Origin of the sequence: Cytobacillus sp. IB215316, from assembly GCF_033963865.1 — a bacterium.
GTDB lineage: Bacteria > Bacillota > Bacilli > Bacillales > SM2101 > Nanhaiella > Nanhaiella sioensis.
This window is the reverse complement of record NZ_JAXBMC010000008.1, coordinates 151609-166290: the sequence shown is the minus strand read 5'-3', so window position 1 is coordinate 166290 and position 14682 is coordinate 151609. Positions and strand designations below refer to the sequence as shown.

Genomic DNA, 14682 nt, shown 5'->3' with positions numbered 1-14682 from the left:
TACATGTATCATGTTTAAACTACTAATATTAATGGTTCTTGTCATAACAGCTGCAGCTGGAGTGACTGCAGCTGTAGCATTAATCGCTAGTTTAAAGAAAAGAAGTTAGCACTCATGAGGTGGCTAACTAACCTTTTTCTAAATAGCATTTAACGTTGTTCTTAATAAGTCTCCTTTATTAAACGTGTAAAGTGTGTAAACCCAATGGTAGGTGGAGATGAATTTCTGATGACGTTAGCAAAATTAGGCTATAATTTCCAACTCATACTATGGCAAAAGATGATATAGGTTTGAGTGATTTTGCTATGATAAAACCACTTTCCTACCACTCATTAAATAATAATAAAGGCACAAATAGATTTCCATTCGATGGACATCTATAAACGTACGCGGGAAGAAACGTTCAAGGAGACGAAGGGCTACTTTCATCTTTGAACTGAAGCTCCACTTCAAACGTTTGATAAGTGCCAAGTAGTTCACTGATTGTTAGTCAGCACAAATCATCACCAGGTTTCCATCTAGGTCTTTAATAACGAAAAACGCTATGTCATCAAATTCTTGTATCGGTGAATGAATAGTGTAGCCAAGTTTTTGAACATATTCGTAAGAAGCTGCTATATCTTCGGTGAAAAAGCTAAATAAAGGATGAGGAGAAGGGCATACGTGTTGTGTATGCCCTTTAGTTCCTGCATCCAATAACAAATTTGTATAACCATTAACGTTCATGTTAAAAACTGGTTTGTTAACCTTCCTTTCATCATAATTTTGTCCTAGTAAATGACTATACCATTTCACAGACTCTTTCATGTTACTTACAGGGACAAATGTTATGTTCAACTGATTTTTAATAGGACTTTGCAAAATTCCACTCTCCTTCCATATTTTAGATTCCAAATAACAGAATCTTATTATATAAGACGAAGTTAAACAGTGAATTCTTACAACGATAATAAATTTTTGCTGTTATCGCATTGATTGTTGCTTTAGCATTCGTGACATTTTTTCTTCGCTAAAGCCCATAAAAACCATATAAAACGCATTAATTACACAAATGAAGTGAAAAACAACAAGGCTTATGCAAAGAGCCTAAATTTTCAACAAATAGACTTGATTGTTGTATTCGTGCAAAGCAAATAATATGTAACAAACAACTAGAGGTTGTGGCATCTTTTTCTTCTTAACAATATGACAAACACAAAATCACTAGGGCTGTTCTAATTTAAGCCTAAGAGTAATAATTTTCAGAAAAACAATTTTAGAAAATATGATAATAGTATCTAGCATTTAATTGCACCTCTAACGCTTCAGCTGCTCTTTTCATGATATCCCACGAAAAACAATAAAATTTCCAGTAAGTTATTTTGTTGTCTATGATTTCAAAATAATGGATATTATTTAAGTATAGTTGATTATCTTGTTTTTTCTCCATTTCAACTAATACACGTTGACCCCACAATTCTATATAATTTACAACGATATCTTGCTGATCTCGTACGATGTTATACCAATCATTTAAGGAATTGTTACGTGTCTCGTTTGCTCCCATTTCAAAACCTGAATGAACTATATCTGTAACGATATTTTCATCAAGTAATGAAGCGATTAGCTTTGCATCTTTTTTTCTGAATCCTTCAAGCAATAAGTTCATAGTCTTGCTTGTTTGAACATCTGTTTTGTAGTCCTTTAGGATAACTTCTTGAAGGTCAAGGTGTTTTTCTTTCATGATGTTTCTTGCTCTATGTATATTAGTATGTACGGCTGATTGGCTCGAGCCAATAATTTCTGCAATTTCTTTCCCTTTAAATAAGAAAACATCTCCAAGAATTAGCGTCACATATTGGGAAGGTGTTAACAAAGTGATTACAATTTCTAAATGCTCAATAAGCTCGAATTGATAATTGTCTAGTTTGTCTTGGCTAACAGTTGCTTGTATGATGTCGGTATGCTTTTTAGTTTTTCTCATTTGATCAATCCATAAGTTTGAAGCAATTTTAAATAAATACGATTTTGTATTTACTGGTTGATATACTTTCGCTAATACGGATAGTGATTTAAGCAAAGTGTCTTGGACTAAATCTTCAGCATCCCATGGGGATTTAGTTAAATGCATACAAAATCTCCACAAATCTTGACGGTATGGTTCAATTTGGTTTTTGAAAGCTTGATCAATTGATCGTAAAGAATGGCCAAGCTCGTTCAAATTGGTAGTAGACATTTCCATCTCCTTGTCACTTTGATAAACAATGTTTCATCAGCACGTTATAGTTTTTTGTGTAAATTAGGTCGCTATGAATGTTGCTTTTCATATTAAGGATATGAACGAGTATACAAATCACATTCGGGGCATCATAGCAGCTTATAAGAAGAAATTATATCAATTCATCATTAGTTTTTAGTAACTACAACGTTTAAACAAACTCTTTAAATTGTTGAATCATGTTCGTGCAGGAAAACTTGAGACCCTTCGTAAATCTCACCTGTAGCGACGACTGAAGCATATACGCCAAAAAATGCCTCCCGTTCTTTAACGATCGTCTTTAATATGTTCGGATTTATTTCTGTAGGATTTGTAGGGTCAACATTAACATAAGCACATCTGACACATTTCTTATCTATTTTGTATCTTGTTCCGTTTATTGATAGTTCTTTACCGATCCAAGTTTCTTCCTCAAATGCAATATTACTTTCAAGGTCTATAACGATATTTGGTCTAAATCTCCCTATATCCAATAATTCACTTTTACATAACTCGCTTATTTTTGCTAAAGATGCGGTGGAAGTCAATAATATGTGATTTTCCCAATACGATCCTTTTTCGCTCTCAGGATCATGACTTACTTTAGAGATTGATTCATTATCTAGAAGAGTTGAAAGCTTTTTATCTAGTGCTAGATCACCCCAATCGTAAGTCGTACCGTCAATTGACGTTATACTAACTTTAGGTTCTCCATTTGCGATAGTGTATTTAGCATTGTAATTTACTAACTCGGGTAATTTATCAATAGTTAAGAATTTTGAATTTATTTTATATGCAAAAGATCTGTCTCCCCATATGCCATGATGATGAATAGGAGCATTTTTAAGCCGTTCTCCACCGAATGCTTTAACTGGATATCTATATAATTTACTTACTCTACCTACCTTCATTTGAGCCCTCCTTAATAGGTCATTTATATTACTCTCATTGTCAACAATTAGTAGGAAGGTTGTCAACCTAATCATCTCATTAGCTAATTAGGTAATGTATTTTATGAATGTAAACATATAATATAGAAGCAAAAGATAAAGGATGTAATTAAAGAAAATTCATCCTCCGAAGAAGCTGATTGTGCTTGGAGATATAACCAACATTAATCATATTGTGAGGTGTAGTAATGTGGCTTGCAGGGTTTAGGTGGATGTCAATAATTGTAGGAGTGATGATGGGCGCAGGATTTGCATCTGGACAAGAGGTATGGCAATTTTTTGGCGAAGGTAGTGAGCTGGCAATTGTGTTGTTTATGTTTATATTTACTTTTAGCTGTTTTGTAGTTTTATCAATAAGCTATGAGGAAAAAACTGATCATTTCTTACCGATTTTACGTAAACTTGTCGGTATGAAGCTCGCTCAATTTTATGATGTACTCATTGTTTTTTATTTATTTGCAACAACAGTTGTCATGACAGCAGGTGGTGCAGCAGTGCTAGCACATTTTAATGTACCCTATTGGTTAGCTATTATGATCTTTTTGTCACTATTAACTTTGCAGTTTTTCTGGGGGTTTAAAGGGTTAATTATAGTTAATTTTTACATTTTTCCAGTTCTTATACTCGGATTAATTATGACGCTTATTTTGTTTATGAATCAACTGGAGGAACCGTTTATATTACAATGGGGTGATAAACAAAACTTGTTATCAGCATTTACATTCACTGCATTTAACATTTTGCCGATCATAGGGGTACTTGGTGCAATTGGCAAGAAGCTACATACGAAAGGGGAAGCAGTGATCGCAAGTATTGGGAGTGGATTAATATTAGGTATCATATGCATAATTTATAACCAGTCATTAATACGTATACCTGTAGATGTAAATGAATGGGAAATCCCTCTATATGCCATTTTAGATTATTTCCCGATGATTATAATTATTATGATGTCGTTGTTTCTATTTACTGCGATTTATACAACTGCCGCGTCTGGTATATTTGGATTATCAGCTAGATTACGAGAAAGATTCCGTATACCTATTTGGCTCTTTTTAATTTTAATATTTATACTTATTATTCCGTTAACAACATTCGGATTTTCAGCATTAGTTTCAGTGCTATATCCATTGGCTGGTTTTATCAACCTATTATTATTAATGTCTATTCTAATATATCCATTAAGAGTCATTGTTAATAAGAGAATGAAAATAGAGATGCCGTCTAATGACAGATGAATGTACTCATCTGTCATTTACACTGTTTTTTCCTGTTTCTAATTGCAAAATAAAGAGCTTCTAATACTAACCAACCATCACTTTTCTTCTTGATAAATCGGTATGGTATGACATTAATAATGACTAAAAAATATGAATAAAGAATGAATAATATGATCATGTCATATAAATGATCTGGCACCAATCTTATAAATAGCAAGATAATAGTAGCCGTAATAAAATTAAATATAACGCCTCCTAAATGGATGACACTAAGCTTTAAATTAGATAAAACATGTCTTTCCTCCCAAAAACAATACCCCCCTAAAAAAAACAGCAGTCGTATCGACACTGTTTTTGTTGCTACGATAATAGGACCCATTCCTAACGATATCTCATTGATTTTAGCCTTGAAATTTGCGCCGAAATAAGCGTGACCAAGTTCATGAATTAAATGTACGAGCGTAACAATGAACAAAAAATATAATAATTCCAAATAAAAACCACCAATATTTTTAAAACAATTATACTATAAAGGTTTTTGAGAATCATAGATGCAGCTAAAACATATATTTAAATTTTCTTTGACATATCTATAGCGATATTTTATGATTGTGGTAAGACCACAAGATTATTGCTGACTTACCAGTAAGTAATTTATAACATAGAAAATAATGAGGGTACTTATTTGTCTCTGTAAAATTTTGAAAATTACAACAATGGAGGTGAATGATTTGAAAGAAAAATCAATTTCCGAGAATTCCTCAACAACAGTAGAAAATACCTTAATTAAAGCTGTTTTGAGCGGAGAATATCCCCCTGGAAGTACGTTGCCTTCAGAAAGAGAGCTTTCTGCAACGTTAGGTGTAGCACGTCCTACTTTGAGAGAGGCACTTCAACGTTTAGCTAGAGATAAATGGTTTACAAAAAGAAAAGGGCATGCGACGATCGTAAATGATTTTTGGAAACTAGGGAATTTAAATACACTCGAAAATATCATCACAAATACTGACCAGCCTAACGGGCAATTTATCGTTCATTTATTAGAAGTGAGAGCAGCTTTAGCTCCCGAATTTGTTCACAAGGCAGTATTATCTAATCCTGCTAAGGTTGTGGCAGTGCTAGCAAATAGCAGTGAATTGGAAGATGATTGTGAGCAATTTACATTATTTGATTGGAAACTCCAAACAAAATTAGCAGAATTAGCACAAAATCCGATTTACTTATTAATAATGAATAGCTTTACTGAAATATACAATTTGATGGGGAGGTTGTATTTCTCACATCAGGAAAATCGTGAAGTAACACGTGAATTTTACCTGAAGCTTTTAGCAATGGCTATGGCTGGGGATGCTGATAAAGCTGAGCAACTGACCAAAGAAGAAATGATTAAAAGCATAGATTTATGGAAAAAAAGCCAAAGTATTTAATTGAATTATGTTTTGTAAGCGTTTTCGAATGGGTGTATATGACAAAAGATGAATGAAATGTTATTTTTCACGAAAACAGCTTAAAAACCTGTAGAAATATATATGAATATAGGGGGAAAAACAAATGAGAAGATGGAACGGTTGGGGTGACGATACAGTAAATATGGACTTACCAGCAGGGGCAAAGTCCTTTTTAGAAAATGAATTGGGTACGAGTCAGGGTCCTGAGGATTTATCGCTAGAGAACGCTATAGCCAATGTTCCAGCGTCAAAATTACCTGATCACCGTCTCGTTAGCAAAGATCCACTCGAACGACTGAGACATTCAGTTGGTCAAAGCTTGGGAGATTTTATCGCTATTCGTAGTGGAAAGATACCAACATACCCGGATGGTGTAGCATATCCAACAACAGATGAAGATGTTCGTGAACTATTAAAATATGCTTCACAGGTTGGGGCAAATGTCATTCCTTACGGAGGAGGCACGAGTGTTGTTGGACATTTAAGTGCTCTCCCTGGAGACAAACCTACGCTTACAATAGACATGGGGCATATGAATAAATTACTTCATATTGATGAAGAAGGTTGTCTGGCAGAATTTCAAGCTGGTATACGTGGACCAGATTTAGAAGCAGCGTTAAAAGCAAAAGGATTCACGTTAGGTCATTTCCCACAGTCGTTTGAATACTCCACACTTGGTGGCTGGGTTGTTACTCGTTCAGCAGGACAGCAATCATTAAAGTATGGACGAATTGAAAGGTTATTCGTCGGAGGCGTGATGGAAACACCTGTTGGTAGCTTGAAGCTACCTAATTTACCTGCATCAGCAGCTGGTCCTGATTTGCGTGAATTCGTAATGGGATCTGAAGGAAGGTTAGGGATTGTAACTAAGGTAACGATTAAAATAACACCAATTGCAGAAGAGGAAAAGTTTTATACTGCATTTTTTCCAGGTGCTGAGCAAGGGATGGCAGCAATTAAGGAAATTGCACAAAACAGTGTACCTCTTTCTATGATGCGCTTAAGCTTACCTGAGGAAACAGTATCTCAATTAAAGATGGCAGGGGACAGTAAAACAATAGCTCTGTTAGAGAAATGGCTTAATTTTAGAGGTGTAGATGACAATAAATGTATGCTACTTTATGGCGTCACTGGTTCAAAAAAACATGTAAGTGCTGCTCTTAGTGAAGCACAAGCAATGATTAAAAAGCACCGAGGTGTGCTCGTAGGTACAAAAGCGGGTGAACATTGGGTGAAAAATCGTTTCCGCTCACCGTATTTACGTAATAGCCTATGGGAAGAAGGTTATGCAGTAGATACGGTAGAAACTGCAACAACATGGGATCGAGTTCCCGCTACTGCAGAGGCAGTGGAAACTGCATTTCGGAACGGCTTAAAGGATATCGGAGAAAATGTTTTTGCATATACTCATCTTTCACATGTCTATCCCCATGGTTCTAGTATCTATACAACATACTTATTTCGAATAGGAAATACACCAGAGGAAACGAAACGACGTTGGGAAGTGCTGAAAAAAGCTGCAAGTGAAGCCATAGTGAAGAATGGAGGAACCATTAGTCACCAGCACGGAGTAGGGGTTGATCATCGACCATATTTAGAAGCAGAGAAAACACCACTTGGCATGGAAATGATTAGAACCCTAAGCAATACACTTGATCCAGAAAAAATAATGAATAAGGATAAGTTAATATAGAAGGGGTGTTTATAATGACAAGCCGCGTTGAAAAGTGGAGAAGTCTTAATGAACCTTGGGATGTTATTGTTATCGGAGGTGGAATAACCGGTGCAGGCATACTTCGGAAAGCGGCAAGCCTTGGATTAAAGTGTTTACTGTTGGAGAAAAGAGATTTTTCTTGGGGTACATCTAGTCGCTCAGGGAAGCTCGTTCATGGTGGATTACGCTATTTAAAGCAAGGGCAAATCAAAACGACTTATCAGTCTGTATCTGAAAGAGAAAAGCTTCTGCGTGAATGCGAAGGTTTAGTTGATCCATTAGGGATACTCATCCCTTTTTATGATGATGATCGTTTAGGTTCATTTGTATTACAAGCAGGCTTGACTGTATATGATATGATTGCTATGCGCAGAAATCACCGTAAGTATGACTCTGCTAATGTGAGTATGTTGGCACCAGGTCTTAGACAGACAGGGCTAAGTAATGGCTTACAATATTATGATGCAAGGACTGATGACTCTAGGCTAGTACTTAGAGTGTTGAGTGAAGCTGAACATCAAGGTGGAGTTGCTATTAATTATGCTGCAGTAGAAAAATTAACTAAAGACCAAGGCGGTGAAGTGAACGGTGTTGTAGTAAAAGATGTTGTGACTGGGCAAGTGTCAGAAGTTAATGGGAAAGTGATAGTAAATGCAACAGGTGTGTGGGTTGATCAACTTCGGAAACAAGTGGGGGAGTCTCCGAAAATGCGTCCTCTTAGAGGCAGTCATTTAATTTTTCCACATTGGCGATTCCCACTTTCACAAGCTGTAAGCTTTGCCCATAAAAAGGATGGTCGTTACATTTATGCGTTCCCTTGGGAAGGAGTAACGCTTGTCGGTACTACGGATATTGATCATCATCAATCACTTGACGAAGAGCCAGGTATTAGTGTTGAAGAAGGGAAATATTTATTTGAATCATTAGATGAGATGTTTCCAGCGTATAATTTGAAACCTGAAGATGTGATTTCGACGTTTGCGGGCATTCGACCTGTGGTAGATACAGGCAAGGAAGATCCTTCAAAAGAATCCAGAGATCATTGTGTATGGACAGAACATGGTCTATTAACTGTAACTGGAGGAAAATTAACGACATTTGATATTCTCGCAAAGGAAGCAATTAATAAAGTATTAAAAGTAGTAACACCATCTAGCACGCTAGCAACGAATGACCTATCAACTGATGAATCTAAAGATGTAGATGTTAAGTGCAATTTAAACGATACAATCAGCCGTCGATTATCAGGGCGTTATGGACATGAGTGGTCAACATTTGCCGATGAATTGGATCAATCTGGCTGCGAACTAATACTAGATTCAAATACAATATGGGCTGAATTACGCTGGGCTGCGAAGTACGAATCTATCGTTCATTTAGACGATCTGTTACTCCGTAGAGTTAGACTCGGTATGATACTACCTGAAGGAGCTATTAGCATACTTGAACGACTAAAAGTAGAGGTACAGTCATTGCTAGATTGGGATGATGAACGTTGGGACGATGAAGTGGCTAGGTATAAGAAATTATGGAAGCAAGGGTATAGCCCAGATTTATTACGGGAAGTTAAGTGAGGGAAATCGTGCTATAAAATTTGGTGCAACAGAGGATTGAGATAGGTGTTACAACTATTTATGGAGTACGAATGTTAACATTTACAAAGTTAAGACATATTAACATGAGTAATCAAGGCATCTCAGGAAATAAAGTACGTTTATTGAATCATTTCTTTGAGCTATAACGGAACTGAAATAGATAGGGGTATGAAGAAAGCCTCATAACTTTATTAAATATTTTTTTAGAGGCTGTTTCATGTTTGTTATTCGTGGGGGGGAGGAACAACAATGGATGAAACGGTTTTGGCAATTGACATAGGAACTCAAAGTGTACGGACATTAGCTTTTGATAAACACGGTCATTTAATAGATTATACGAAGGTAATTTTTTCACCAGCTTATTTTTCAAATCAACCTGGATGGGCTGAACAAGATCCTGAATATTATTGGAATTGTTTGGTGGAATCTTCTAATAAATTATTTGCGCAAGGTAAAGTAAATAAAGAGGCAGTTGTATCAGTGACGGTAACTACGCAAAGGGGAACGATGGTTAACCTTGATCGTAATAAACAGCCATTACGACCTGCAATGCTTTGGTTAGATCAACGCAGATCGACAGAATGGCCTGAAGTTGGGACAGCGTGGCAATCTGTTTTTCGACTTGCTGGATTAACAACAACACTTCATTATTTACAAGCAGAGGCAGAAGCAAATTGGATCAAGCAGCACCAACCAGATATTTGGTCGAAGACCGCGCATTATCTACTGTTATCAGGCTACATCAATTATAAACTTACAGGTGATATTGTAGATTCAATAGGAAACCAAGTTGGGTATATTCCTTTTGATTACAAAAAGCAGTCGTGGTCAGCAAAGAAACATTGGAAATGGAAGGCTATTCCTGTTGAGGAAAAGATGTTACCGACCCTTGTTCAGCCAGGAGAAAAGCTTGGTGTGCTCACTTCAAAAGCCGCTGCAGAAACAGGGCTTCCTGCGGGCTTGCCGGTCATAGCAGGGGCAACTGACAAGGCATGTGAAGTATTAGCGACAGGTTGCCTAGCTCCACATAGAGGGAGTGTTGGATATGGGACAACAGCAACAATAAATGTGAATTCCAAAAAATATTTAGAACCAATTAAATTGATACCACCATACCCTAGCGCTGCTCAAGGACAATATAATTTAGAAGTACAAACGTATCGAGGATTTTGGATGGTTTCATGGTTTAAGGAGCAATTTGCAAATGAAGAAATGATGCTAGCGAATGAAGCGGGCGTTGCTGTAGAGGAGTTATTAGATGATTTAGTAGCAGATGTTCCTCCTGGTTCAATGGGGTTAGTACTACAACCATTTTGGTCTCCAGGAATTAGGTACCCAGGACCAGATGCAAAGGGTGCAGTGATCGGATTTGGTGGTGTGCACACTAAAGGTCACTTTTATAGGGCATTATTAGAAGGTTTGGCATATTCTTTACGTGAAGGTAGAGAGAGAATCGAAAAACGGACAAAGGTCCCTATGACAGAACTCGTTGTTTGTGGTGGTGGATCTAAGAGTGATAAAATGCTGCAAATAACTGCTGATATATTTAATTTGCCTGCTAAACGCCCTACTGTGAGCGAATCATCAGGATTAGGAGCAGCTATTTTAGGAGCTATGGGAGCGGGAATTTATTCTACTGTTGAAGATGCTGTTAATAATATGACTAAAGACGGAGATGTTTTCGAACCACTAAAAGATAATGTAGAGTTATATGATCAATTGTATCGAGAAGTATATAAGAAGATGTATACAAAATTAATGCCGTTATACAAATCTATTCAAACAATTACAGGCTACCCAGCGCATCTATAATAAATTATTAGATTGTTAGCAACTTGTATAACACGAATGATGACAACTTATACGATTAAAAACCAGAGATGATCTTCATTCATCTCTGGTTTTTAGCTTATAGATTAGTAGAATGAGAGCATATTTATCCAAGTAAATCTTTACTCGTAACCACATAAATATAAAAATTATGCTACTTGTTTGTTTTTAATCGCTTTGTAAAGCAACATCATAAACATAACTGTAAATAATGCAACTAAAGGATAGTTCACAACCGGATCTAATACAGGAACACCGAATAAGTTAAGAGCATGAAATGGTTTTGTGAATTCAGGTGCAGTCATGAAATTTGAAAAGCTATACTTCTTCACATATTCCCAATAAGGAACACCAAAGTTAATTGTCGGTAATAAAAAGGTTACTGCGCTAATGATAAACGAAACTAAGGTGCTTTTTGTCAAGGCAGAGACAGTTAAGACGAACGCCATAAACGCAATCGCTACTAGTAGATGAATACCAATTTGGCTAAAGAAATATTCGATGGCTGTTAAAGCATATGGTGATTCTGGATATCTTAAAAATTGAATAGGTGAATTCCACCCAATATTCCCATAAATATATGAATTCATGATTATATTGAACGTGACCCATACAATTGTTAAGAATAATACATAAATTATTGAAGCGATTATTTTAGCTGTGACACCTTTTCTCCGACCATAAGTTGAGCTATATATTAACTGATCCATTCCTGTATTCGTTTCATTGACAAAAATAGAAGCTAGTCCAATTAACATCAAGATTCCAGTAAAATATGGAGCAAACCTTTCAACAAAATCTATCGTGTTTATTGGCCCTTGATTATACTGAAAGGTATCTAATTTCAAATGATTTAACATATTAATTTCCAATAGGGCTGTTTTATAAGAAATATCATTTTTTGATAATTTGTCTAACTTTATTTCTAGTTCTGTTATTTTCGAGTTAATGTCACGCGTAGTATTATCATTAAATAATATTTGTTGAACGATATTATATTTAGCAAGTTCTTCGTCAGTTAAGGAGCTTGTTGGTGTATATGCATAAGGTACAGAGTCTAAAGTTTGAGTAGCTTCCTCTACTCTCTCACTAGTTAAGTTCCCTTCCCATTCTTGGGCAAATGTGTTAAGTTCTTCTTTGACCTCAGTCGCGTATGTGTCTGCTTTCGGTGAAACATTTCGCGATTCACTTACCATCACGAGGCTAAATAGAAGAAACATGAGTACCATTACAATATAAATTCCCTTTTGTCTAAATATTTTATATAGTTCAAACTGCAATAGTTGTTTCACTGTGTTGCCTCCTGATCAAAATAGTATAAATATAGATCCTCTAGATTAGGCTGTGCTGAAAGTGCTCTATCATCTGGTTTGGTTTCAGAAATGATTCTAAGTCCAATTTCATTTTGCTGACGAATTATATTTCCCACCTTGTATTTTGCTTGGAATGCTTGAACCTCATTTTCTGGGACATTCACGGTCCATACATATCCTTGGATTTGCTCGAGCAGCTCATCAGGCTTTTCTTTTTGAATGAGTTGACCGGCCTTTAACACCAGTATTTCCTTTGCGATGAATTCGATATCTGAGACGATATGGGTTGATAACAGCACGATCCGATCTTTAGAAATAGAAGACAATAAATTTCTAAATCTAATTCGTTCTTTCGGATCGAGTCCTGCCGTTGGCTCATCAACGATTAACACTTTTGGATCGTTTAATAGTGCTTGTGCAATACCTAGCCGTTGTTTCATCCCACCTGAAAATTTGCCAACCTTTCTTTTCCGATGCTCGGTTAAATTAACAACCTCTAATAGATCATCAATCTTTTTCTTTGCTGTATTCTTCTCAATTCCTTTTAATGAAGCAATGTACATTAAATATTTCTCAGCTGAAAAGGTCTTATATAAGCCGATGTACTGAGGCAAATAGCCGAGAACATCACGATATTTTTCATCCAATACTTCAATATCCTTACCGTTATATAAAATTCGCCCAGAAGTCGGTTTAATAAGTGTCACGAGCATGCGCATTAAAGTTGTTTTACCAGCTCCATTTGCACCTAAAAAACCATAAACACCCGCTGTTAAATCAAATGACACATTGTTTACTGCAAATTTATCTCCAAACTGTTTAGTTACATTTTCAATTGTTAAATTCAAGGGAAACACCTCTCGTTATTTTTTTAATTTGAAATATAAAAAATGTTACTGCTAATAAAAAAGCGATAATATAAAAGATGACTGGTCTAGATTCCATATATGTTATGAGTTGTTCATTACTCATGTAGATTCCAACGAAACTTATCCACAATATGACTGTTAACGGTGCTGCAATTTGCCCTTTTAATTTTGAGGCTAATAACAACCCAAATGATGCGACAAGAGTAAATGGAAGGATCCAATACATGAGTACCTTCGTAAGCAACATTTGTCCATCTCCAGTAAAACTTAGTAATGTAATAAGAAATACCATGAGAATGAAATTATACACACCGGTGACGACCATTTTAGAAAGCATCAGCTGCTGTGCGTTGTATTTGCATGTTAATTCTAATTCTAGGAAGTTTCTATCTCTGCCTTTAAAGACCTCTAGCAGTCCTAATAGAAAAGGTACGGGAGAAAGTAGCATTATTGCAAAATATGGATTACCAGAAGTGTTCATCGTAAGCAAAAAACCAATTAGGAAAAAAGTGAGATTGGTAATCCAAAATGATTTATCAATAAAAAATATCTCCTTCGTTGATAGTCGCAGCAAATCTGCTAATTTATCTAATTTGCTTTTTTGCTGTCTTTCAGGCACATACTGTCTAAGAGTATCAATTGTTTGATACATTTCATCTTCACTTGGAAACTCAACTGAAAAATCATCTAATGTACTGAAGTGTTCAAGTTCTTTGTTAATTTGAAGATTTATGTCATCCCTGTTGCTCATACGATCCACTCCTTTCTAAAATCATTTTTAATTTGGCCATACCTTGCTTTAGTCTTGATTTTACGGTTGAGACATTCGTATTTGTCACCTGTGCAATTTCTTTAATTTTCATGTCATGGAAGTATTTTAATAAGATTGCCTCACTTTGAAATTCTGGTAGCTCGTGAATTGCACTTTTGATCATTTGTCTGTTCTCACTTCTCTCAAAAATATAATGCACTCCTTCATTTTTATTCGACTGAAAGCTCTCATCAAATTCTTCTGTCTGTGATGCTTGTTGATAGGCTTTTGATCGAAAAAAATCGCGACAGTGATTCACAGCAATCGTTAAAAGCCATGTTTGGAACTGGGCTTTCGATGAGTAACTATGAATGCTTTTCATCATTTTGATGAAAATTTCTTGTGTTAAATCATAAGCGGTTTCTTTATCGCCAATCTTCCGATAAACAAAGGCATATACTACTTTATAATGTCTTTTTACGAGTACTTCCATGGATGCTTGGTTCCCTGCTTGAATATCTTTTATGAGCTCTTTATCGGTTAGCAAATTTGTTCACCTCAGCTAGTTTAACGAAATGGATGTTGAAAAAGTTTTAAAAGAGCTAAACGAAAAAAATGGAAATCTATGCTTAAATACAGTGCAAATAATGATAGTTTTTCCTATAAACAGTAAAATTAGTTAACAAGAATGGGTTTTTCAGCGTTAAGTTGAATGGATATAAGAACTCTTTTCGTCACATGTTTAGCTATCTTAAG

Annotated in this window: 13 protein-coding genes; 5 read left to right on the top strand and 8 right to left on the bottom strand. The window is 35.7% G+C overall.

All coding sequences use genetic code 11. From position 1 onward, the window contains the following. Nucleotides 1-486 precede the first annotated feature (486 nt). The 3 genes from SLH48_RS14215 to SLH48_RS14205 form a co-directional block, all read right to left on the bottom strand. Nucleotides 487-861, bottom strand: a complete 375-nt coding sequence (locus SLH48_RS14215; protein ID WP_320258717.1) for a VOC family protein — start codon at nt 859-861, stop codon at nt 487-489. A 394-nt stretch (nt 862-1255) separates the two neighbouring features. Continuing rightward, nucleotides 1256-2215 carry an RNA polymerase sigma factor gene (locus SLH48_RS14210; protein WP_320258716.1) on the bottom strand — a complete coding sequence of 320 codons (960 nt, stop codon included), beginning with the start codon at nt 2213-2215 and terminating at the stop codon, nt 1256-1258. A gap of 206 nt (nt 2216-2421) precedes the next feature. After that, the gene (locus tag SLH48_RS14205; RefSeq protein ID WP_214481387.1) at nt 2422-3147 is read right to left on the bottom strand and encodes an MOSC domain-containing protein; all 726 of its coding nucleotides are present in this window, start codon (nt 3145-3147) and stop codon (nt 2422-2424) included. A gap of 251 nt (nt 3148-3398) precedes the next feature. On the opposite strand from SLH48_RS14205, the gene SLH48_RS14200 reads away from it, so the two are divergent. Beyond that, complete coding sequence (locus SLH48_RS14200) at nt 3399-4424, top strand: hypothetical protein (protein WP_320258715.1); 1026 nt, start codon at nt 3399-3401, stop codon at nt 4422-4424. Nucleotides 4425-4437: 13 nt separating this feature from the next. On the opposite strand, the gene SLH48_RS14195 is transcribed toward SLH48_RS14200, so the two are convergent. After that, nucleotides 4438-4899 carry a site-2 protease family protein gene (locus tag SLH48_RS14195; protein ID WP_320258714.1) on the bottom strand — a complete coding sequence of 154 codons (462 nt, stop codon included), beginning with the start codon at nt 4897-4899 and terminating at the stop codon, nt 4438-4440. A gap of 238 nt (nt 4900-5137) precedes the next feature. On the opposite strand from SLH48_RS14195, the gene fadR reads away from it, so the two are divergent. The 4 genes from fadR to SLH48_RS14175 all read left to right on the top strand — a co-directional run bounded on the left by fadR (nt 5138) and on the right by SLH48_RS14175 (nt 10975). Further along, nucleotides 5138-5833, top strand: coding sequence for a fatty acid metabolism transcriptional regulator FadR (gene fadR, locus SLH48_RS14190; protein WP_320258713.1), 696 nt, complete (start codon nt 5138-5140; stop codon nt 5831-5833). Nucleotides 5834-5957: 124 nt separating this feature from the next. After that, a complete protein-coding gene (locus SLH48_RS14185; RefSeq protein WP_320258712.1) occupies nt 5958-7547 on the top strand; it encodes an FAD-binding oxidoreductase in 1590 nt (529 codons plus the stop codon). A gap of 14 nt (nt 7548-7561) precedes the next feature. Then, nucleotides 7562-9142, top strand: a complete 1581-nt coding sequence (locus SLH48_RS14180) for a glycerol-3-phosphate dehydrogenase/oxidase (RefSeq protein WP_320258711.1) — start codon at nt 7562-7564, stop codon at nt 9140-9142. Between the two features lie 270 nt (nt 9143-9412). Beyond that, on the top strand, nt 9413-10975 hold the full coding sequence (locus tag SLH48_RS14175; RefSeq protein ID WP_320258710.1) for an FGGY-family carbohydrate kinase: 1563 nt from the start codon (nt 9413-9415) through the stop codon (nt 10973-10975). 167 nt (nt 10976-11142) lie between these two features. On the opposite strand, the gene SLH48_RS14170 is transcribed toward SLH48_RS14175, so the two are convergent. From SLH48_RS14170 to SLH48_RS14155, 4 genes are read right to left on the bottom strand one after another with little or no spacing between them, the layout of a single operon-like run. Next, nucleotides 11143-12285 carry an ABC transporter permease gene (locus SLH48_RS14170; protein WP_320258709.1) on the bottom strand — a complete coding sequence of 381 codons (1143 nt, stop codon included), beginning with the start codon at nt 12283-12285 and terminating at the stop codon, nt 11143-11145. Continuing rightward, the gene (locus SLH48_RS14165) at nt 12282-13154 is read right to left on the bottom strand and encodes an ABC transporter ATP-binding protein (protein WP_320258708.1); all 873 of its coding nucleotides are present in this window, start codon (nt 13152-13154) and stop codon (nt 12282-12284) included. Before SLH48_RS14165 ends, SLH48_RS14170 begins: the two co-directional genes overlap by 4 nt. Further along, on the bottom strand, nt 13138-13926 hold the full coding sequence (locus SLH48_RS14160; RefSeq protein WP_214481376.1) for a hypothetical protein: 789 nt from the start codon (nt 13924-13926) through the stop codon (nt 13138-13140). Before SLH48_RS14160 ends, SLH48_RS14165 begins: the two co-directional genes overlap by 17 nt. Beyond that, a complete protein-coding gene (locus SLH48_RS14155; RefSeq protein ID WP_320258707.1) occupies nt 13910-14473 on the bottom strand; it encodes an RNA polymerase sigma factor in 564 nt (187 codons plus the stop codon). Before SLH48_RS14155 ends, SLH48_RS14160 begins: the two co-directional genes overlap by 17 nt. Nucleotides 14474-14682: the final 209 nt, after the last annotated feature.

Excerpts from the sequence above, each read along its gene's own strand:
- SLH48_RS14210 (WP_320258716.1), bottom strand. The coding sequence starts at position 2,215 with ATGTCTACTACCAATTTGAACGAGCTTGGCCATTCTTTACGATCAATT.
- SLH48_RS14205 (WP_214481387.1), bottom strand. The coding sequence starts at position 3,147 with ATGAAGGTAGGTAGAGTAAGTAAATTATATAGATATCCAGTTAAAGCA.
- SLH48_RS14200 (WP_320258715.1), top strand. The coding sequence starts at position 3,399 with ATGTCAATAATTGTAGGAGTGATGATGGGCGCAGGATTTGCATCTGGA.
- SLH48_RS14185 (WP_320258712.1), top strand. The coding sequence starts at position 5,958 with ATGAGAAGATGGAACGGTTGGGGTGACGATACAGTAAATATGGACTTA.
- SLH48_RS14180 (WP_320258711.1), top strand. The coding sequence starts at position 7,562 with ATGACAAGCCGCGTTGAAAAGTGGAGAAGTCTTAATGAACCTTGGGAT.
- SLH48_RS14175 (WP_320258710.1), top strand. The coding sequence starts at position 9,413 with ATGGATGAAACGGTTTTGGCAATTGACATAGGAACTCAAAGTGTACGG.
- SLH48_RS14160 (WP_214481376.1), bottom strand. The coding sequence starts at position 13,926 with ATGAGCAACAGGGATGACATAAATCTTCAAATTAACAAAGAACTTGAA.